The sequence below is a fragment of the Flavobacterium sp. J372 genome, from assembly GCF_024699965.1.
GTDB lineage: Bacteria > Bacteroidota > Bacteroidia > Flavobacteriales > Flavobacteriaceae > Flavobacterium.
Window position 1 is genome coordinate 1,732,970 of the sequence record NZ_JAJOMZ010000004.1, and the last position, 19,468, is coordinate 1,752,437.

Below are 19,468 nucleotides of genomic sequence, written 5' to 3' on the forward strand. Positions count from 1 at the left end.
AGTGTAGCTTATAAATGGGTTGAGGCGGAAACCGAATAAATTCCAAGGAGAATAAGACTGTGTTTGAAGCGTAAGCAATACCTTTTTGTGCCTAGTAATGAGCGGCTGTCAAAACCGGTAATGCCGTTTTCGCCATTAATGTTAAGCAAGTCGGCTTCGGTTGCCAGGCGTTTGTCGCCCATTACTATAACAGGTTTTATAAAATGCCTGAAACGCCAGCTTCCCCAGTTTTTTATGTTAGTAAAGTAAAGTCCTTCAAGGCGTAGTGCAGTCTGATCTGTACGATCTTTATAAAAGTAAGAACCCAGCTCAAAATTGGTGCTGAAATAACCCCATTTATAAAGGTTACCAAATGCATATCTCCCCCCGAAATAAATACGCCGCTCTCCGTTTTTGTCTTGTATGCCACTTGTAAGAGAGTATACCTTACCAATCGGGATATCTTCTACAATATCATAATTAAACAGGAATTTATCCTGAACGAACTTCCGTGAGGTAAGACCAACGCTTGCTAAATATAACTTTTCATTGCTAAAAAAATTGATTGTATCATAAGCCGGCAACGGCCTTTCGCTGTATTTGCGGTTAAAGTATCGTGCCGTTGTAACCAGATTGGTTGTACGTTCTTCTTCGCTGTCTCCTTCATAAATCTTGAATGAGTACCCTGCCCAGTAATCTTGTGCGGTAGATTTAAAGTTCTGGATTGCTCTTATACCATCGGCATCAGGCAATGAATCTTTTATAAAATGTTCTTCAAAATAAATACCGCCGGCCCATTTGGTATATGCCGAAAAGAAGTCACGGTCAAAACCTATGCTTTTTAGTGAATTATCAAATTCCCACAATTGGTAGCGTACAGTGCCATTTATATACGTATTCATAATATTAGGCACCCTGTACGTGGTAAGATATTCTGTTTTACCGGTGTTAAATCGCTTATCGAAATCATTTCGCCATTCATGCCCCAAGCCTAAAAAGTTGCGTTCGGTAAGCTCGATTGACGTGCCGCTGCCCGATGCCGAGCCGTTAGGTGTAAGGCTCCATGAGTCAAGCACCCGGATGTATATATCAACGGAATCTTTACTTGTTTCAACTCGTTGCGGCTGTATAGCAACGCGGCGCACGTAGCGCTGGCTTCGTATTAATCGTTCAGAATCTTTTACCAGTAGTGAATCCAAAGGCTCATTACGTTTAAAGAGCAATAGGTTTTTTATGGTAAGCTCTTTAGTCTTTAAATGGATGCCATTACCAAAACGTTCCAGCCAGTTATCGGCATGTTTGGTAGTATCGTTTACAGAATAGCCGAACGGGTCAAGGGTCTCTACGCGGATACGGCGTACAATTTTGCCCTGGTATCTTTCATAAGTATTTTGTAATTCAGGGGTTTTTCTCTTGGTTATTTTACGGGTTTTTGCAGGCTCTTTTTCTTTTACCGGCCTGAATATGAGTTTATGCACAAATTTTGTAAACTTCCTGCGCTTTGAGTAGTTCTCAAGGTTTTTGTACATTTTGTCACGCTTAAGCCGTATGCTGTCCGGCTGTTGTTCCACAGGCTTTTCCTGTGCATGACAGGGCAATGCCAACAGCAGTAACAGCAATACAAAACTGAAATTTGCGCGCATTTTTCCGTTCCCTGAAATGTTGAAATTTTTTCTAAATATAAAGAGAAATAGTGCTTACATACGTGTAGGGCTTGTATGTTTACCATACATTTAACAACAAAAAAAGGGAAACGTAAAGTTTCCCCAGTGTAAATATCTTGCAAATAAGAAGTTAACTCTTCTGCTCTTTGTTGAAATAAACCAGATAATAATACATTTGTTTTTCTTCGTCCCAGCCTTTTTCTATGAATTTCTCGGCGCTTTCAGGATTTATGAAATCAAGCTTTATCTGTACATTGGTATCAAGCTGTATGGTGTTTTTCATTTTTCTGCGCGCATCGCTCACGGCAGCGTTGGCAATAGGGAAGGTAGTTACATCTTCAATACTGTATTTCGGCGCTTTTTCAGCCTTATAGTTCTTAAATTCAGGAATAAGATCAGGGTTGTCCAGAACATCATTGAGGAATTTCGTTTCTTCAAACTCATCGTTCTTCGCAAAATAGTTCACAGAACGGTTCATGAACATAACCTCTTCCTTCTTGTCTTCAGCCGGAAGCACCACTTCTTTAGCAAAGTCCTGGCAGAATTTCAGGTACTTCTTTGTAATAAAGTTCTCATCCTGAAATGCGTCAACTGAAAGGAAATGTTCAAGCCAGTAGCGCGCATCGTAGCGGTTACTGTCAATCGTCAGTATCTTATAACCTTCTTCTTTTTTATAATTGAATATAAGGCATCCTTTATCAAGCTTATTCAGGTTAATGCCCTGCTGCAAAAGGATTTCAAGGTTACTGCCCTTTTCTTCAAACTGAAGGAAATCTGTCTTGATTTCGCTTTTGAAGATACCAACGGCATCAACGGCATTATTGTCAATAGTCAGGTTTGTAAAGTAAGCTACATACACCTCGCCATTTTTAATATGGGGGTGGTTGCTCTGCTCAAACAAGTGTTTGGTTATCTTTTTAGATACTTCATGAACACTTCCGGGGTTGGCAAATATCTCGGTAGCAAGGGTGTACATATCATTGTAGTCCAGATGTACATCATGTGCAAATTGGTAATAATTTTCTTCTTTGTCGCGAAAAGGCTTAAAAAAATACTCCTTCAATAACGGAGTTATTTCGTCATTAAGCGCATACGGCTGTTCAGATAAAAATATAGCCTCATTACGGCTTTTGTTGCCCACTCGGTGCACAGACAGACTCTCAACGTGAGTATTAAATAGGTTTATCATTTTTAGATAGCTTCTAAGCTGCTAAGCTACTGGGCTGCTTAGCTGTATTGTAAGTCATTAGTTTTTAGATCGTACTTTTTTATTTAAAGATGACAACATAATTTCAACTTCGCGGGATTGATCAAATAAGTTATTGAATAATTCCTGATTAAGGTAACCAATATTATACGCTATTTCCAGTTGAGTTTGTAATTCAAATAAGGAGCCGATAGTAATATTAAGGAATCTGGATAATTCAGTATCACTATTTCTACCATAACCCTCTGCAATGTTGCTGGGAATTGATATAGATGAACGCCTAATCTGGGATGTCAGGCCAAAAGATTCTTCGCGTGGCAAGTGTTGTGTAGCTTGATAAACATTAGTAACTAACGTCATTGCCTTTTGCCAAACTATAAGATTTCTAAAGTTACTCATATATATCATTGAGGGAAGCTACTCAATAGCTAAGAAGCTTAGCCGCTTGGGTGCTTTTTCTAATTCCAGTTTCGTTCATCAAAACCAAGGTCCTCAAAGTTATGGTCATCGTCAAACATATCCAGGTCTTCATCGTCATAATCATCATCAAAATCATCGCCGAACATGTCATCATTACTGCCAAATTCTTTTTCAGGCGCTTCGGCAGGCATTTCACCGTGAGAGAACAAAAGCTCGGGGTAACTTGCACCACTTTCAGGCTCTTCTATGGCAGCAAGTTCAACGAAGAACGTCCACATATTCAGGAAGTCATATACATATATAATCTTTGTCCTGTCAAGGTCAAGAAGGCTCTCAAGGGTGTGCCCCGCCATGCTGGTTTTATCATCCTCGCCAGTATCAAACAGCGGAATTTCGTCTTCCTGAATCCACTCATCATCACATGTGTAGAATGAGGCTATCTCAAGGCCGTCAAACCCAAACGCATTCACGATCGCGTTGTGCAGGTCTTCAAGGCTGTCTGTGCTTAGTATGGCAATATCCCTGAAAACATCTTCTTCTGCATCAAGTATCACCCTGAATTTATAAACCATAACTGTATTTTTTTTTAGAGTTTCCAAAGGTAAACTTTAAATTTAGAATTTAGGTTTTGGATTTTCCGAATTTTGGATATAGACAGGCTTATTCATCCTGCGCAACCGACCGGCAGGTAGTAATCAGGTTTTTTCATATTTAAGTGATTTCAGATTGAAACCTAAAGATAATCACTTTCTGCTGAACCTGAACATGGCTGCATATTTTTTGCGCACGGCAGCCGTTGGATATTGCCTGTAAGATGTTGTATTATTGAAGATTAGCGCAGTGCAAAGCAATATTATCGCACCTGATAAAACCGGATGCACAACGTACATAAACCCAAGTGCCTTAATTTCAGGAGAACCTGTAACTGCTATGAGCGCTGTTGCTCCGCCGGGTGGGTGCAGGGTTTTTGTTATCTGCATAACTATTATAGATAGTGACACTGCCAAAGGCGCCGCAATCCATGTGTAATCCGGCAGCAACATTTGTACCGAAACACCTATGATAGCGGAGTTTACATGTCCGCCAACGAGATTACGCGGTTGCGCAAGCGGGCTTTCAATAACACCATAAACCAATACGCACGAGGCCCCGAAAGAACCTATCAGGAATACCATATCATGCTGCGGGAAAGCATTATATTGCAGGTAAGATATAATGCCAAGACCAATAAAAGACCCGATAAATGCCCAAAAATGCTCTTTTTTATTGATGAGCGTTTCGCGATATAGCACATACCTCGTTTGCCTGTATGTACGGCGGATGGCTTTTCTTGGCATCAGACTTTGCTTTTAAAGGTATAAACGGTATATGGGCAGACTGCTTTAGCTGTGTATTTTGCTATTAGGCAGGCAATTAATACAGGCACAAACAGAGTATAGTCATTAACTAGGCCGCAAGCCAGGAATAGCGCTGTATACGGGGCATGTATGCTTGCACTCAACATAGCGCCCATGCCAATCAGCATGAAATTGAGCGGGATAACGCCAATGTGAAAAACAGTGTTGAGCACCAGTGCGGTAAACAGACCCAGAAATGCGCCAATGAAAATGGCCGGAGCAAAAACGCCACCATCACCACCTGCGGATAGTGTTATAGATGTGGCTAATGGTTTGAACACCAGTACACCCAAAAGTGTAACCACAAGCGGAACGCTAAGTACGGCCTTGTTTGCTGTGAGTATGTTTAGCTTTATTGCATGGTACCCATCACCGTAAAGCTGTGGCAATAAAAGTAATAAAGCGCTGATAATGACTGCGCCAAGCAATATTTTGTGGTGCTGTGATGTAAATTTTGCAAATTGCGCTTTGCAAAAAATCACGCAGCGCGTAAGGTAAACGGAATGTAGCCCCGCCAAAACGCCAAGCAGCGCGAAATAGGGTAGGGCATACAGGTGCCATCCTTGTATTTTCATTGCAAAAAGTGGCGGCTCTCCCAACACCAATACAAATGTCCAAGCCACTGCTGCTGCAGGGATGTTGGTGTAAAAGAAAAGCTTTGACGGTTTCCTGCAAATCACCTCATAAGCAAAGAGTAATCCTGCCAGTGGCGTGTTGAAAAGCGCTGTAATGCCGGCAGTTACGCCCGCGCATATCAGTTCTTTTTTGTGCTGGCGAAAGATTTTTTCCTTCTCCTGCGCCAAAGAGCCTATGGCTGCGGTTGAGACAACAGTCGAGACTTCTATACCCGTGCTGCCGCCGAAAATAACGGTGAGTAACCCGTTCACAAAATGGGATGGTATTTTGTATGATGGCAGATTTTTGCCTGTTTCGGTGCTATCAAAAACCTCAGTAATTCCCTTATTTGCTTTATTTTTAAAAATGTATTGCCGAAGTACGTAGATCATTGACAATCCAATAATTGGAAAAATAACTAGGTATAGCTTGTTAATTTTCGAGCGGATATAAAATAGTTCTTCATATTTTTCGGTAACGTGCTTCAGCGATACAGCCAGCAAAGCAGCAAACAGGGCAACTACAATGCTTGCTATCAGTAATTTACCGGTTTTGGTAAACGTATATTTCCTGCGTGAAGTAATTTTCAATGTAGCTAATTTTCGGTGGATGTTGCAAAGCTAAGCATAACAATCGCCTGACCGAAAATCCGTGGTGTTAAAATAACCTGTAAGCGAGAATTAACTGCAGCGAGCTGAAATCTGTAAGCCAGAAACTTTCACTTGTAATGCCGTGCTTGAAAGTATATCGCGCTTCGAGATTGAATTTATTATAGCTGTATCCCGCTCCCAAAGCCCATGAACTGTTATTTCCGATTTCAACAGGAACTGAACTATTCTGCTGAATGTTTGAGTCGCCCAATGCAAGACTCATGGCGTATGAACCATTGATAAAAAGCCTCGATTTTTCTGAAATGAAAAAATAATGCCTCACTAACACAGGCAGTTCAATGCGTTGGTAATCAGTTTTAAAGGTGTTGGTGCCTTTTGTACTTTCAGCACTGTAGCTTTGATAGTTGGGGTCAAGCAAAAGTGCCCATTTGTTTCTGTTGAAAGGAAAAATATATTCAAGCTGTATCCCGGCCCGAAGTCCTGTCTTACTATTAAAATCATGCGTATAGCTTGAGTTTAATGCTGATAATGATAATGATGAAAACGTGGCGCCTGCAGCAACATTTAACTGAAAACTTCCGCTCCCTTTGCTTTTTGTATCTGCCTGAGCCGTACCATTGTAATCTTCAAAAAGCTTTATTAAAGCGCTTTTTGTGTACTTGGTGTCTTTAAACTTTTGTGGGTCAGCGTATTTGTCTTTCATCAGGCTGCAAAGCTGCTGGCGGAAACCATTGTTGGGTATAATGCGGCCATCCTGCTTATATTCCCTGAAAATCAACTGTGTAGCATTAGTATGCTCTCCCTCGCTGTAAAAATACCTGATGAGGTTATTGTCTTCATATTGGTATAGCCTCAACTTTCCGTCGGCCAGCATATTTAGGAGCAATGTCTCTGTTTTCCAATCAATTACAGGCGATTCGCTCATCCTGTCAGTGTTATTGCCTGAGCGGTCTATTTTTACTTCAAAACGTTTATAAGTATCGCTGCCAACGCTGAATTCCTTCGTGTTTGCAATAGTATTATTCTGTGAATCAGATGTTTCGGTTATTTTGTAGTCGAATGCAGTGGGATTATTCTTCCAGCCAACATTGCGGATAAGCACATCATGTCTGGTTCCTGAGTTATCTATGTAATAGCCCGGTTCAAAACGTATTTGGGCAAAAGATGAAAATGCGATAAAAAACAGCAGTGCATGTAATGATTTCATGAGGAAAGTATAAGCGGCTAAATTAACGTTTTTTTAATAGGTATTTCGCTTCATTAAAAATTTCACAATTTCAGTTCATCCATAAGAAATGACAGTTCAGTATTTATATTTTTGTTAACAGTTTTGCATAAGGCAACTTTGCGGCATAAAACCAACCGACATGAAACCAATTTTTACGTTACTGTTTTTCATTTTTACAATTTCAATTTCGGCCCAGACAAAAATTTCCGGAAAAGTGCTTGACAATGCCGGACAGCCGCTGCCTGCCGCCAATGTTTTTATTGAAGGGGACCTATGACGGCACAACAACCGATGCTGATGGCAACTTTACTTTCGAAACTTCTGAAAAAGGGGTACAGGTACTGGTAATAACATTTTTGGCTTACGATGACCTTCGCCAAAACATAGTTGTCGAAAACTACAAGCCGCAAAATTTCACGATGCGTGAAAATGTAAACACGCTCGACGCCGTGGTAATTTCTGCCGGAACCTTCAGCGCCGGCGATAATACTAAGGTCAGCGCACTGAAACCTCTCGACATCGTAACAACTGCCGGTTCAGCCGGGGATATCGTGGCGGCGCTCAATACTTTGCCGGGAACTCAAACCGTAGGGGAGAGTGGCAGGCTTTTCGTCCGTGGTGGTGAAAGTGATGAAACACAAACCTATGTCGATGGCATCCGTGTGGCGCAACCGTACGGTGCTACGGCCAACAACCTGCCAACCCGTGGGCGTTTTTCACCATTTCTTTTCAGCGGGATGACGTTTTCAACAGGTGGTTACTCGGCTGAATTTGGTGAGGCGCTTTCCAGCGTGCTGCTGCTAAATACCATTGACGAACCCGTGCAGGAGCAAACCGACATTGCATTCATGACCGTAGGCCTCGGCCTGGGTAATACCCAAAAATGGGAAAAAAGCTCCCTAAGCTTTAATTCGGCGTATATTAATTTACAGCCGTACCAATGGCTTGTCCCGCAAAATGTGGAATGGAATAAGCCCTACCAGTCATTTTCGGGCGAAACGGTATATCGCTACAAAACTGAAAACGGCCTATTCAAAGCGTATGCTGCGTTTGACCACAGCGATTTCGACCTGTACCAGGATGATATAAACAGGCCAACGCCAACGCGGGTTGACATCGCCAATGATAACCTGTACGTCAACGCATCATACAGCGGAGTTATAGGCACCGGCCTCAGCATGACCGCGGGCGCCAGCTACGGCTACAGCAAAAATGACATTAACCTTAATGCCGACACGGTTGACAACGGCGAGCACAGCTCTCACCTCAAGCTGAAGTTCAGGAAAAGCATTACAAGCCGCATAAAACTGGCCGTGGGCGGCGACTATTTCATAACCGATTTTAATGAAGATTACCGTGAGCAGGCAGGTTTTGCGTTCAGCAGCGGCTACACTAACCGTATTGCAGCGGGCTATGCCGAGGGCGATGTTTTCTTCTCGAAGAATTTTGCTGCAAAAGCAGGATTGCGCGTGTCAAATTCATCGGTAATAAGCGAAACTACGGTTGAGCCTCGCGTGTCGCTGGCCTACAAATTTAGCAACAACAGCCAGTTTTCGTTTGCTTATGGCGATTTCTACCAGACGCCGCGCCAGGATTACCTGAAGTACTACCAGAATTTTGAGCACGAAAAAACCGCGCACTACATTTTAAATTACATGTACAATGTTGAAGGTAAAATGTTCAGGGCAGAGGCATATTACAAAGATTATGACAAACTGGTGAAGTTTGATGCTAACGGCCCGTTTCCGTATAACAATTTTACCAATGGCGGAACCGGCTTTGCCAAGGGTATCGACCTTTTCTGGCGCGACAACAAAACCATCAAGAATTTAGAGTACTGGATTTCGTATTCGTTCATTGACACCCAGCGAAATTACAGGGATTACCCTACAACGGTAACGCCCTCGTTTGCTGCAAAGCACAACTTTTCGATTGTGGGCAAATATTGGGTTGAAGACTGGAAATCGCAGATAAGCCTCACGCATACCTTTAATTCGGGAAGGCCGTACAACAATCCCAACAGCAGCGAGTTTATGGCGGGGCACACGCGCAACTTCAATAACTTGAGCTTTAGCTGGGCGTATCTGCTTACGCAGCAAAAGATTCTGTTTCTGTCGGTTACAAACGTGTTAGGTACAGAAAATGTTTTTGGCTACAACTATGCCAACAACGCAGGCCCGGACGGTACATTTGCCCGCCAGCCAATCACCCAGCCCGCCGACAGGTTCTTTTTCATCGGCTTCTTCTGGACGATAAGCGATAATAAATCAACTAACCAGTTGAACAATTTATAGTAAAATAATTTTATAATTAAGAAAATAGTCGTATATTTGCAACGTGGTTTCAGCAGCGCACCTGCCCGAATGTTACAGGCGGGGATTCAACTAGAGTAAGCAGATTTAAACAGATTTCTAAAGGTTCAGTGAAGCTGTCACACTGAGCTTGTCGAAGTGCTTTTTTCCATGTCGAACGCAGCCTGCAGAGTTGAGACATCTTTTATGGAACGCGCCTGCCCGAATGGTACAGGCGGGGATAACGCGGATTTAGCTGATGAACGCGGATTTTCAGCAGGAGTGAAGCTGTCACACTGAGCTTGTCGAAGTGCCAACGATGAGTGAACAGGTTCTCTGTCATTGCGAGGCACGAAGCAATCTTAGAGGCGCTAGGAGTGTGTTATTTAAGTGCCACGCGAAGGGATTCGCGCGGGAGCGGGGGGAATGTCGGAAAAATTATGCTACTAATAGTTTTCTGTTTCTGTCACTGTCACGTTCCGACCACAAAATATAGTCAGCTTCTTTAGCATTTAACGCGTCTAAAAATTCGGTTTTTATCTCTCTTCCAATATCATTAATTACGGCAATTGCCGTTACATTTTTCTTTGTAATTTTTTCTCGGACTGGTTTAATATCTTCCCAAGAAAATAAAAACGATGAAAGATTTGATTTATTTACTGTATTGAATGACTTTAGAACTATCTCTTCATTTCTTTTAGCGATTTGGAAATCAAAATTGAATTCTAAACCCGTCACACCTTTAGAAATAAAATCAGGTGTATATATGAGGCCGATTTCATCTAGGTAGTTCCTCACATCTTCCTTAAAAATTGAAGAAACATTGCTTTTAGATAAAATATACATGTCATTAATTTCAATAATTGCAGACAAAAGATTGTGTTTTGATTGTGCAAAATTTTCAAAATTAGTCTCAACAATTAATTCGTCATTGATTTCTCTAATGCCGTAATTAAGTAAGATGGCATCAACTAAATATCGTCTTTTTTTTGAACCTTGTATATGCACACCTTGCAATTCTAAATTTGAAATTGTTTCGCCATTATCACTTAATGTGAGATGTGAACCATTTTTCTTTGCGTATATTTCTATTGTGTCATTAAATGCACCTAAAAAAGGCGTACTTATCAGGGTCCATTCTGTGGAATGGTCCTCTTGAATAACCGTTTTTTCTCTTAACCAGTTATAATAGTAATCGACATGTGTGTTTATCCAACTCAAAATATCGCGTGTTGTATATTTAATTTTGATGTGACGTTTATGTGTTTTGCAAAAGTATCTATTAATGTAAATAAATCACCTACATCTTTTATGTCTTTTATTGGAAAGGTGGTTTCTTCAAGGGGTATTGCCCATGCAAGAGGTCTGTAGTCTTCTACAAATATATGCATGTGGGGTTGATCGAAATTAATCCATTGGCCAACATAATTGCGCAGGAACTCAGGAACCGACGGTTTAATTTCTTCTGGATTTTTATGGGAGCCTTTGAAGTCTATGCGAATTAAGCCGATATGATTATTAGTTTCATGATGGTGTAGGCTTGTTTTTAATATTATTTTTTTATTTGAAGTAATTTCTATTAAAAACTCAACCTCTGTATCTTCATGACTTATCAATTCTACCTTATTTTTCTTTTGGCCTAAATCTATAATAAATTCAGGATCTTTTAATACCTTATTCAAACTTAATAGATATGATACTTCTTCGTTGGTGAGCATTTAATAAGTTTTTATACAAATGAATGAAAATATATTGTTCCGGCAAACCTTTCATATATAATATTATCTTTAGGATTTGCTCTCATATTTCTTCCTCAAATTTTTTCCCTACTTTTACCTAAACAAACATTACATGATCTCTGACATCCAGTTTCAAAAAGAACTCGACATCATCATAGCCAATGCCATTCGTGAAGACGTAGGCGACGGCGACCACTCATCCCTGGCCTGCATCCCTGACGATGCTACCGGCCGAGCCAAGCTCCTGGTAAAAGACAACGGTGTTTTAGCCGGAGTGGAGTTTGCCAAACAGGTGTTCAACTATGTAGACCCGGGCCTTCAGGTAGAGGTGTTCCTGCAGGATGGTACTCCCGTAAAATACGGCGATGTAGCCTTTCATGTTTCGGGTTCGTCACAAAGCATCCTCAAGAGCGAGCGCCTGGTGCTCAACGCCATGCAGCGTATGAGCGCCATTGCCACCAAGACCAAAAAATATGTTGATATACTGGCCGGCACCGGTACCGGCGTGCTTGATACCCGCAAGACAACCCCCGGCGTGCGTGCCCTCGAGAAGTGGGCGGTGCGCATAGGCGGCGGCGAAAACCACCGTTTTGCCCTGTATGACATGGTGATGCTGAAAGACAACCACATCGACTTTGCCGGCGGAATCACGCAGGCTATCACCAAAACACATGAATACCTCAGGGCCAACCACCTCGACCTGAAAATAATCGTTGAGGCTCGTAACCTTGACGAGGTTCGCGAGATAATCTCAAATCCCGGTGTGCACCGCATATTGCTTGATAATTTCGACTATGCCGAGACCCGGGAGGCCGTGGCTATCATCGGCGATTACTGCCAGACAGAATCTTCCGGCGGGATTAACGAAGACACCATGCGCCACTATGCCGAGTGCGGCGTGAATTACATATCAAGCGGGGCGCTCACGCACAGCATTTACAACATGGACCTGAGCCTAAAAGCCTTCTAGATGTCGGCAGAGCTGGAACATAAGCTGGAACGCATACCCGTAATAAAGCACCTGGTGCGCCTGGGCAAAAGCATACGCCTGCCGTATAGCGAGGGCCTCACGCTGTACCACCTGATTGAGCTGTATTTTACGGGCATCATCAACGGCGACCTCAGTTACCGCGCGGGTGCCATTGCATTCAGTTTCTTTATGTCGCTGTTCCCGTTCACGCTGTTTTTACTGAACCTTGTGCCGTATGTACCCGTGCCGGGCTTCCGTGAAGACTTACTGAGTTTCATACAAGACAATGTTCCGCCAAACACCTATGATGCCATCTATAAAATCATAGACGACATTACCAAAACCAGTTACAGCAGCCTCCTGTCGTTCGGTATATTCCTGGCCATATTGCTTATGAGCAACGGCATGAACGCCATACTCAGCGGTTTCCAGAGTAGCCTGCACATTACTATAAAGCGTCCGTTTTTCAGGCAATATGCGCTGGCCATTGTATTATCGCTTATGCTTACGGTGCTGCTTATAGTTACGGTTTCAGCGATTGTAACCCTTGAGGTAATTATACAAAGCCTGAACAAAAGGGGCTTTTTTGAAAACGTCGATTTGCTAAGGGTGGGCAGGTATGCATTCCTTGTAATGATGATTTTAATGACGACATCAATACTGTTTAAATTTGCTGCAAAAGAGACGAAGGGCGCGGCTTTCTTCAGCTATGGCTCGGTTTTCAGTACAATACTGTTTGGTATAACGTCATATATTTTTGGTATCTGGGTAGTGCGTTTTGCGCAGTATAATGAGCTGTACGGATCAATTGGCACGCTACTTGTATTAATGCTTTATATATGGATAAACTGCTTTATTCTGCTATTAGGTTTCGAATTAAATGCGCTTATTCATAAATTAAAAAGAAAAAATTTATATATTTAACAAAACTAAACAGGTATCTATTATGAAGAATTACTTTTTAACTATCCTTTTTGTAGCCGTTGCAGGAGTGTTTTCGGCTCAGGCCCAGGTAACGGGTAAGTGGAAAACTATTGATGATGAAACAGGTAAGGCAAAATCTATCGTAGAGATTTATGAAAGCAACGGCAAGCTTTACGGCAAGGTGGTAGAAATACTTAACCCTGCGAAAAAGAATGCTAAATGTGATAAATGTGAAGGCGCAGACAAAGGCAAACCTGTTGAGGGCCTTGTTATTATAAAAGGGCTTACTAAAGATGGTAACGAGTGGACAGACGGTGATATTCTTGACCCGACTAAAGGCAAGTTGTACAGCTGCACTCTGAAGCTTGACGGTAAAGACAAACTGAAAGTACGCGGCTACCTTGGCGTATCGCTACTTGGCCGGACCCAAACCTGGACAAGGGTTAACTAAAAGGTTTACAGTCGCAGCCACGGCTTACAGTGGCTTAAGAAGTATGGAGCATCCGTGAGGGTGCTTTTTTATTCCCCTCTTTCAGAGGGGTGCCCGCAGGGTGGGGTGTTTTAGTAGAAAATAAGACACCCCGGCTTTCAGCCACCCCTCCGTAAGAGGGGAATAGCTTCACTCTAACTTTGAACCTAAATTAAACTTCAGCAATAGTTTAATTTATGATTATACGACTGGGAGGTGGAGGAGGTGTTGGCAAGAGGATATGATTTAAATTTCCAAAATCAACTTCTTTGGTGATTGTGTTGAAATTTCGCTGCATCAATATTTGTTCAAATTGTCTCGCAATAGTATCGAGGTCTTTTGGTGGGGTAGTGGTGTAAACATATATTGACTTTGCTTTGGCATCTCTATAATTGTAAAATTTATATCCCCAGCCATCACGTAAAGTTGAATCTTCATAAACTGAATCGTGCTTATCAAAATTAATTTCCTTTATAAGATTTTTAATTCGGCTATGATCTTCTTTCTTTAAAAGTGCATAAAAGGTTGCCTTTTCAGGAAATCGTGTGCTCATATAGAGTGTGTCTTGGAAATTATATTTAACGGAGAAATCATGGTTCATGCCGGTTGAGGAGTACACGAAAAAGTCTTTATCTGTTTTTCCGGCACAAGCCGACAGAATTATTAGGATAAATGATAAAAGCATTAGTCTCATCAGGTATATTTTGTGACTAACTTACAAAATAAACTAACCCCATCAAAGCTCTAACTCGCACCAAATAACCAACTAACCAAATCCACAAATTCCCTATCTTTGCTCTATGCCGTTTTTCATTGAAGTTATCCTGCCGCTGGCGTTGCCGAAATCGTTCACCTATGCGGTGAATGAGGCGGAATATAACTTCATAAAAACAGGGATGCGGGTTGCAGTACCATTCGGGAAGAACAAGATTTACACAGGGCTGGTTACTTCATTACACCAAATGCCGCCACAACTTTACCAGGCGAAAGACATTCACCAAATACTTGACGAAACGCCCCAAGTAACAGAAATACAACTCAAGCACTGGGAATGGATAGCAGCGTACTACATGTGTACCATTGGCGAAGTCTACAAAACCGCAATGCCGAGCGGTTACCTGTTGGAAAGCGAGACAATAATTTCGGCACTGACCGACTTCAGGCAAAGTGATGACCAGCAGCTTTCAGATGAAGAGTATCTGGTGTACGAAGCCTTGCAGCAGCAATCATCACTTAAGGTTCAGGATGTGGTTTCTATTCTCAATAAGAAAACTGTGCTGCCGGTAATCAACAGGCTGATGGCAAAAAATGCCATTTCACTTCAGGAAGAGATAAAGGAAACCTATAAGCCAAAACTGGTAAAATACATACGCCTGCAGGAGGAGTTTCGCAACCAGGAACAGTTAGAAGAGTTGATGGAAATACTTTCCCGGGCGCAAAAGCAACGTGAAACCGTGTTGTTGTACTTTCAATTGCAGGCTCAGGAAAAAAAGCCTGTTACCGTTAAAAAACTTATTGAATCCGGTGCAACTGCTGCCGTAATAAAATCGCTTGCTGATAAAGGCATTTTTGAGGAATATCATATTGAAGAAGATCGTGTAAGCTTTTCTGAATCGGATGACGCAGGTTTTGCATTGAGTAAAAAACAACATGAAGCGTTCATTTCTGTAAAAGGAAATCTTGAGAAACATCCTGTTACGCTATTGCACGGCATTACATCAAGCGGCAAGACAGAGATTTACATCAAACTTATTGAAGAATACCTGGCGTCAGACAAACAGGTTTTATATCTCCTTCCTGAAATTGCCCTGACTACCCAGCTCGTGGTACGCCTTACTGCCTACTTCGGAAATAAAGTTGCGGTATTTCATTCTAAGTATTCCAATAATGAACGTATTGAGGTCTGGCAACAGGTGTTGTCGGGTTCAGGTAAAGCCCAGGTGGTGATAGGGGCGAGGTCGGCTTTATTCTTACCTTTCCAAAATCTCGGACTGATTGTGATAGACGAAGAACACGAGCAAACTTTTAAGCAGCAGGACCCTGCACCGCGTTATCATGCCCGTGATGCAGCTATTGTGCTGGCAAATTTCCATCAGGCAAAAGTACTGCTCGGTTCGGCCACGCCATCAATAGAAACATACTTTAATGTTAATAGCGGAAAGTATGGCTATACGGAACTTAAGCAGCGCTTTGGTAATGTTGTCCCGCCCGAGATCGTGCTTATCGACCTGAAAGAGAAGTACAAGCGCAGGCAGATGAACGGCCACTTTAGTGATACCATGATTGAGGCTATCGGCGAAACACTGTCTGCAGGCAAGCAGGTAATCTTATTCCAGAACCGGCGGGGCTATTCGCCGTGGGTAGAGTGCATGACGTGCGGACACGTGCCGCAATGCCCGCAGTGCGATGTGAGCCTTACGTATTATAAATATAAAAACCAGCTGCGGTGCCATTACTGCGGCTATAACATTGCCAACCCAACCCATTGTCATAAATGCCATTCGGCCGACCTGAGCACCAAAGGTTTCGGCACCGAGCAGATTGAAATGGAACTGAAAGCGCTGTTCCCGGAGAAGAACTCATGGCGGATGGACCCAGGATACTACCCGCGGGAAGTTCGGGTATGAAAAGATAATTGATTCTTTCAAAAACCATGAGATAGACATACTGGTAGGCACACAGATGCTCGCCAAAGGACTGCATTTTGACAATGTGAACTTAGTAGGGATTCTCAATGCCGATAATATGCTATACCAGCCCGATTTCCGTGCGTTTGAGCGCGCTTACCAAATGATGGTACAGGTAGCGGGCAGGGCGGGGCGGAAAGATGTTCGTGGGCGTGTGCTCATCCAGACATACAATCCGCTGCATAATATTATCCGTCAGGTTACTGAAAATGACTATGATGGTATGTTCCGCGAGCAATTATACGAAAGGCATAATTTTAAATATCCGCCTTACTACCGTTTGGTGCGCATAACATTAAAACATAAAGATTATGAGAAGCTGCGCGATGGCGCCATGTGGCTTTACAACGTGCTCTCACAAAATCTGGGTGTGCCGGTTTTGGGTCCTGAAGAGCCTGCCATAAGCCGCATTCGCAATGAATTCATTCGTACCATAATGGTGAAGATTCCGCAGGGCGGCCAGTTAGGTCAGGTAAAAAATTCAATTGTAAAAATACTAAGCAGTTTTGATGCTGTTCCTCAGTATAAATCAGTAAAAGTTTCTGTAAATGCCGACCCTTATTAGTCTTCAACCTCCATACCGGGTTTGTTCAGCATTTTAGCCAGTTCTTCTTTTTAGTGCGGCTCAGCGGTATTTTAGTCGTGCCAATTTCGGCAACTTTACTGTTGTAGCGCTGCACTTTATCAAGGTTTACTATGTAAGATTTGTGTACTCGAAGGAATTTTTCTTTAGGAAGCTGTGTCTCAAAATCTTTCATGGTTGAAAGTACAAGATGGCTGCTGCTGTCGGTAATAATCTTTATATAATCGCCAAATGCTTCTACCCATCGTATCTTATTAATGTAAACTTTCAGGTTTTTCAGGTTGCTTTTCACAAAGATGAAATCACCTTCTTCTTCAGTGCCGTCTTTTTTAAGCGTATAAAAGTCTATTGCTTTTTGTACGGCTTTATTAAAGCGGTCGCGAGTTAGCGGTTTCTGCAGATAATCGATTGCATCATAGTCAAATGCTCTTAAGGCATAGTTAGCCTTAGCCGATACAAAAACGATCTGTGGGCGGGTCTTAAGCCCGTCAAGAAGGTCAAAACCTGTCTGTACCGGCATTTCTATATCAAGAAAAAGCAGGTGTACGGTTTTGTTGAGTATGCAGTTGCGTGTTTCAGATGCATTCGAAAAATCACCTATAAGGTTCAGTTCCGGATGATCATTCACAAGTTTAGACAAAGTTATTCTTTGTATAGTGCTATCGTCAACAACAACACAGTTCAGTTTCATTATAGTAAAGGTTTGTAATATTTGGCTCGGTTTGATACGGACGTTTACAAATATAAAAAAATGTTTCACTTTTGCGGTGAGTAAAAATGTAATTATTAGGGGTTGCATAATAAATATAAATCACTATTTTTGCACCCACTTTTATAACAATAAATTTTTTTATTATGAATCACTATGAAACTGTTTTCATCTTGAATCCCGTTTTATCTGAAGCCCAGGTAAAGGAAACAGTAAGTAAGTTTGAAGATTATCTTACTTCAAAGGGTGCAAAGATGGTAGCTAAAGAAGACTGGGGCCTTAAGAAAATGGCTTACGAAATCCAGAACAAGAAGAGCGGCTTTTACACGCTTTTCCAGTTTGAAGCACCGGGCGATGTACTTATCGGTTTTGAAACTGAATTCCGCCGCGATGAGCGCGTAATGCGTTTCCTTACTGTAGCCCTTGACAAGCACGCTGTGGCTTGGGCAGAAAGAAGAAGAGAAAAACTAAAAACTAAAGCAAACTAATTATGTCAACTATAGAGCAGTCAGCTAAAGGAAAAAAAGACGGGGATATCAGGTATCTTACGCCTTTGAACATAGAGACAAACAAGCAGAAGAAATATTGCCGTTTCAAGAAGTCAGGCATCAAGTATGTAGATTACAAAGACCCTGATTTCCTTTTGAAATTTGTTAACGAGCAAGGTAAGATCCTTCCTCGTCGCCTTACCGGTACATCTTTGAAATACCAAAGGAAAGTATCTGTAGCAGTTAAAAGGGCTCGTCACTTAGCGTTAATGCCATATGTGGCGGATTTACTAAAATAATAAGGAGGCAATAATTATGGAACTTATACTAAAACAAGACGTACAGGATTTAGGGTTTAAAGACGATATCGTAACGGTGAAAGCCGGATATGGCCGTAACTACCTAATACCACAAGGTTTTGCAATGATTGCAACTCCTTCAGCTAAAAAAGTTTTGGCTGAAAACCTTAAGCAAAGGGCTTTTAAAGAGCAGAAGATTGTTGACGATGCTAAGAAAATTGCTGAAGCGCTTAAGGCACTAGACATTAAAATCACTTCAAAAGCAGGTGGCGACAAACTTTTCGGTTCTGTTACCAATGCTGATATTGCTGAAGCTCTTGAAAAAGCAGGCCAGCCGATTGAGAAGAAGTTCATCAACAGCGGTATCGTTAAGCGTACAGGTAAATATACTGCAAACGTAAGGCTACACCGCGATGTTATTGTTGAGCTTCCTTACGAGATTGTAGCTGAAGCACAGCCACAGGCAGCTAAGCCGCAGGCAGAAAAGCCACAAGCTGAAGCAGCACCTGCACAGGAAGAGACGACTCAGGAAAACTAATTTTTGAGAGATATTATATAGAAGCCCTTCAGTAATGGAGGGCTTTTTTTTATGTCTCGCTAAGCCGTAAAACAGATCGAATCGAAGAGATTTACTTAGCAACTTATATATTGCTTAGCTATCTTTGCGTCTCTGCGCCTTTGCGAGAATATTTACTATGAAATACACAAGACTTACCAAAGAACAGCTTGAAGAACTGCACCCGGAATTCATACGCTTCCTGGCATCACAGCAGATAGATAAAGCAGAATGGGATACTATTAAAGCTGAAAAGCCTGAAGTAGCAGAGCAGGAGCTGGATATATTCAGTGACCTGATATGGGAAGGCGTTTTAGATAAAGCTGAATACATGGAGCATTATTCTACCAACCATATCTTCCTGTTTAAGCTTGGCAAAGAAACTATGGAGAGCATCATTATTCATGCCCATGGCCCGCACATTGACCTGCTTACCGAAAGCGGCCTTCAATGGCTTAATGAGAATATTTTTGAAGATGCCGTACAGGTGAAACGCGGTAAGAAAGATTTCGGCACCAACCGTAATGCAGAGGCTTTCAGCCTGCTTCAACAGGGGGCAATATTGAGTGATGGCACACTTTATAACCAGCTTGAAGATATGTTTTAGGAAGCTGCTCAGCTACTGGTCAATC

19 protein-coding genes and 2 pseudogenes are annotated in these 19,468 nt (G+C 42.0%); 10 read left to right on the forward strand and 11 right to left on the reverse strand.

Features of this window, described 5'->3' with window-relative positions; genetic code table 11:
- Positions 1-8: 8 nt before the first annotated feature.
- From LRS05_RS08540 to LRS05_RS08570, 7 genes are all read right to left on the reverse strand, one after another.
- Entirely contained in the window at positions 9-1,622 is a 1,614-nt protein-coding gene (locus tag LRS05_RS08540; protein WP_257867934.1) for a hypothetical protein, read from the reverse strand.
- A gap of 151 nt (positions 1,623-1,773) precedes the next feature.
- Positions 1,774-2,832: a nucleoid-associated protein gene (locus LRS05_RS08545; protein ID WP_257867935.1), complete on the reverse strand. Its 1,059-nt coding sequence runs from the start codon at positions 2,830-2,832 to the stop codon at positions 1,774-1,776.
- Between the two features lie 57 nt (positions 2,833-2,889).
- Positions 2,890-3,249: a four helix bundle protein gene (locus LRS05_RS08550; protein WP_257867936.1), complete on the reverse strand. Its 360-nt coding sequence runs from the start codon at positions 3,247-3,249 to the stop codon at positions 2,890-2,892.
- A 59-nt stretch (positions 3,250-3,308) separates the two neighbouring features.
- A complete protein-coding gene (locus tag LRS05_RS08555) occupies positions 3,309-3,842 on the reverse strand; it encodes a plasmid pRiA4b ORF-3 family protein (protein ID WP_257867937.1) in 534 nt (177 codons plus the stop codon).
- 171 nt (positions 3,843-4,013) lie between these two features.
- A complete protein-coding gene (locus tag LRS05_RS08560; protein WP_257867938.1) occupies positions 4,014-4,607 on the reverse strand; it encodes an HPP family protein in 594 nt (197 codons plus the stop codon).
- Entirely contained in the window at positions 4,607-5,872 is a 1,266-nt protein-coding gene (locus tag LRS05_RS08565; RefSeq protein WP_257867939.1) for a chloride channel protein, read from the reverse strand. The genes LRS05_RS08560 and LRS05_RS08565 overlap by 1 nt, the downstream gene beginning before the upstream one ends.
- 67 nt (positions 5,873-5,939) lie before the next feature.
- Positions 5,940-7,100, reverse strand: a complete 1,161-nt coding sequence (locus LRS05_RS08570) for a PorT family protein (protein ID WP_257867940.1) — start codon at positions 7,098-7,100, stop codon at positions 5,940-5,942.
- Between the two features lie 245 nt (positions 7,101-7,345).
- Here LRS05_RS08570 and LRS05_RS08575 point away from each other — a divergent pair, with 245 nt between their 5' ends.
- Together LRS05_RS08575 and LRS05_RS08580 are read left to right on the forward strand one after the other, a co-directional pair.
- Positions 7,346-9,415, forward strand: a complete 2,070-nt coding sequence (locus LRS05_RS08575) for a carboxypeptidase-like regulatory domain-containing protein (protein WP_308224865.1) — start codon at positions 7,346-7,348, stop codon at positions 9,413-9,415.
- A gap of 168 nt (positions 9,416-9,583) precedes the next feature.
- The gene (locus LRS05_RS08580) at positions 9,584-9,712 is read left to right on the forward strand and encodes a hypothetical protein (protein WP_257867941.1); all 129 of its coding nucleotides are present in this window, start codon (positions 9,584-9,586) and stop codon (positions 9,710-9,712) included.
- A gap of 138 nt (positions 9,713-9,850) precedes the next feature.
- Here the strand turns inward: LRS05_RS08580 and LRS05_RS08585 are convergent, their stop codons facing one another.
- Together LRS05_RS08585 and LRS05_RS08590 are read right to left on the reverse strand one after the other, a co-directional pair.
- Entirely contained in the window at positions 9,851-10,633 is a 783-nt protein-coding gene (locus LRS05_RS08585) for a DUF1828 domain-containing protein (protein WP_257867942.1), read from the reverse strand.
- A complete protein-coding gene (locus tag LRS05_RS08590; protein ID WP_257867943.1) occupies positions 10,630-11,130 on the reverse strand; it encodes a hypothetical protein in 501 nt (166 codons plus the stop codon). The genes LRS05_RS08585 and LRS05_RS08590 overlap by 4 nt, the downstream gene beginning before the upstream one ends.
- Positions 11,131-11,263: 133 nt before the next feature.
- Between LRS05_RS08590 and nadC the strand changes: the two genes are divergently transcribed.
- Genes nadC through LRS05_RS08605 form a run of 3 tightly spaced genes read left to right on the forward strand, consistent with a single transcriptional unit; the run spans position 11,264 to position 13,496 of the window.
- A complete protein-coding gene (gene nadC, locus LRS05_RS08595) occupies positions 11,264-12,121 on the forward strand; it encodes a carboxylating nicotinate-nucleotide diphosphorylase (protein WP_257867944.1) in 858 nt (285 codons plus the stop codon).
- Positions 12,122-13,045, forward strand: a complete 924-nt coding sequence (locus LRS05_RS08600) for a YihY/virulence factor BrkB family protein (protein ID WP_257867945.1) — start codon at positions 12,122-12,124, stop codon at positions 13,043-13,045.
- A gap of 22 nt (positions 13,046-13,067) precedes the next feature.
- Positions 13,068-13,496: a DUF2147 domain-containing protein gene (locus LRS05_RS08605; protein WP_257867946.1), complete on the forward strand. Its 429-nt coding sequence runs from the start codon at positions 13,068-13,070 to the stop codon at positions 13,494-13,496.
- Between the two features lie 208 nt (positions 13,497-13,704).
- On the opposite strand, the gene LRS05_RS08610 is transcribed toward LRS05_RS08605, so the two are convergent.
- Entirely contained in the window at positions 13,705-14,208 is a 504-nt protein-coding gene (locus LRS05_RS08610; RefSeq protein WP_257867947.1) for a hypothetical protein, read from the reverse strand.
- 106 nt (positions 14,209-14,314) lie between these two features.
- Between LRS05_RS08610 and priA the strand changes: the two are divergent.
- Positions 14,315-16,766: pseudogene (priA, locus tag LRS05_RS08615) on the forward strand (primosomal protein N').
- A gap of 25 nt (positions 16,767-16,791) precedes the next feature.
- Here priA and LRS05_RS08620 read toward each other — a convergent pair.
- The gene (locus tag LRS05_RS08620) at positions 16,792-17,475 is read right to left on the reverse strand and encodes a LytTR family DNA-binding domain-containing protein (protein ID WP_257867948.1); all 684 of its coding nucleotides are present in this window, start codon (positions 17,473-17,475) and stop codon (positions 16,792-16,794) included.
- 164 nt (positions 17,476-17,639) lie between these two features.
- Here LRS05_RS08620 and rpsF point away from each other — a divergent pair, with 164 nt between their 5' ends.
- The 4 genes and pseudogenes from rpsF to LRS05_RS08640 all read left to right on the forward strand — a co-directional run bounded on the left by rpsF (position 17,640) and on the right by LRS05_RS08640 (position 19,443).
- The gene (rpsF, locus tag LRS05_RS08625) at positions 17,640-17,981 is read left to right on the forward strand and encodes a 30S ribosomal protein S6 (RefSeq protein WP_257867949.1); all 342 of its coding nucleotides are present in this window, start codon (positions 17,640-17,642) and stop codon (positions 17,979-17,981) included.
- 2 nt (positions 17,982-17,983) lie between these two features.
- Positions 17,984-18,280: a 30S ribosomal protein S18 gene (rpsR, locus tag LRS05_RS08630; protein WP_257867950.1), complete on the forward strand. Its 297-nt coding sequence runs from the start codon at positions 17,984-17,986 to the stop codon at positions 18,278-18,280.
- Positions 18,281-18,296: 16 nt separating this feature from the next.
- Positions 18,297-18,731: pseudogene (gene rplI, locus LRS05_RS08635) on the forward strand (50S ribosomal protein L9); the annotation flags it as partial.
- Between the two features lie 244 nt (positions 18,732-18,975).
- Positions 18,976-19,443 (forward strand): DUF6495 family protein, encoded by a 468-nt coding sequence (locus LRS05_RS08640; protein ID WP_257867952.1) that lies wholly within the window; start codon positions 18,976-18,978, stop codon positions 19,441-19,443.
- Positions 19,444-19,468 lie beyond the last annotated feature (25 nt).

Bases quoted from the DNA above. Each gene is read 5' to 3' on its own strand.
- LRS05_RS08540 (WP_257867934.1), bottom strand. From the start codon at position 1,622: ATGCGCGCAAATTTCAGTTTTGTATTGCTGTTACTGCTGTTGGCATTG.
- LRS05_RS08545 (WP_257867935.1), bottom strand. From the start codon at position 2,832: ATGATAAACCTATTTAATACTCACGTTGAGAGTCTGTCTGTGCACCGA.
- LRS05_RS08550 (WP_257867936.1), bottom strand. From the start codon at position 3,249: ATGAGTAACTTTAGAAATCTTATAGTTTGGCAAAAGGCAATGACGTTA.
- LRS05_RS08555 (WP_257867937.1), bottom strand. From the start codon at position 3,842: ATGGTTTATAAATTCAGGGTGATACTTGATGCAGAAGAAGATGTTTTC.
- LRS05_RS08560 (WP_257867938.1), bottom strand. From the start codon at position 4,607: ATGCCAAGAAAAGCCATCCGCCGTACATACAGGCAAACGAGGTATGTG.
- LRS05_RS08570 (WP_257867940.1), bottom strand. From the start codon at position 7,100: ATGAAATCATTACATGCACTGCTGTTTTTTATCGCATTTTCATCTTTT.
- LRS05_RS08575 (WP_308224865.1), top strand. From the start codon at position 7,346: ATGCCGGACAGCCGCTGCCTGCCGCCAATGTTTTTATTGAAGGGGACC.
- LRS05_RS08580 (WP_257867941.1), top strand. From the start codon at position 9,584: ATGTCGAACGCAGCCTGCAGAGTTGAGACATCTTTTATGGAACGCGCC.
- LRS05_RS08590 (WP_257867943.1), bottom strand. From the start codon at position 11,130: ATGCTCACCAACGAAGAAGTATCATATCTATTAAGTTTGAATAAGGTA.
- nadC (WP_257867944.1), top strand. From the start codon at position 11,264: ATGATCTCTGACATCCAGTTTCAAAAAGAACTCGACATCATCATAGCC.
- LRS05_RS08600 (WP_257867945.1), top strand. From the start codon at position 12,122: ATGTCGGCAGAGCTGGAACATAAGCTGGAACGCATACCCGTAATAAAG.
- LRS05_RS08605 (WP_257867946.1), top strand. From the start codon at position 13,068: ATGAAGAATTACTTTTTAACTATCCTTTTTGTAGCCGTTGCAGGAGTG.
- LRS05_RS08610 (WP_257867947.1), bottom strand. From the start codon at position 14,208: ATGAGACTAATGCTTTTATCATTTATCCTAATAATTCTGTCGGCTTGT.
- LRS05_RS08620 (WP_257867948.1), bottom strand. From the start codon at position 17,475: ATGAAACTGAACTGTGTTGTTGTTGACGATAGCACTATACAAAGAATA.
- rpsF (WP_257867949.1), top strand. From the start codon at position 17,640: ATGAATCACTATGAAACTGTTTTCATCTTGAATCCCGTTTTATCTGAA.
- rpsR (WP_257867950.1), top strand. From the start codon at position 17,984: ATGTCAACTATAGAGCAGTCAGCTAAAGGAAAAAAAGACGGGGATATC.
- LRS05_RS08640 (WP_257867952.1), top strand. From the start codon at position 18,976: ATGAAATACACAAGACTTACCAAAGAACAGCTTGAAGAACTGCACCCG.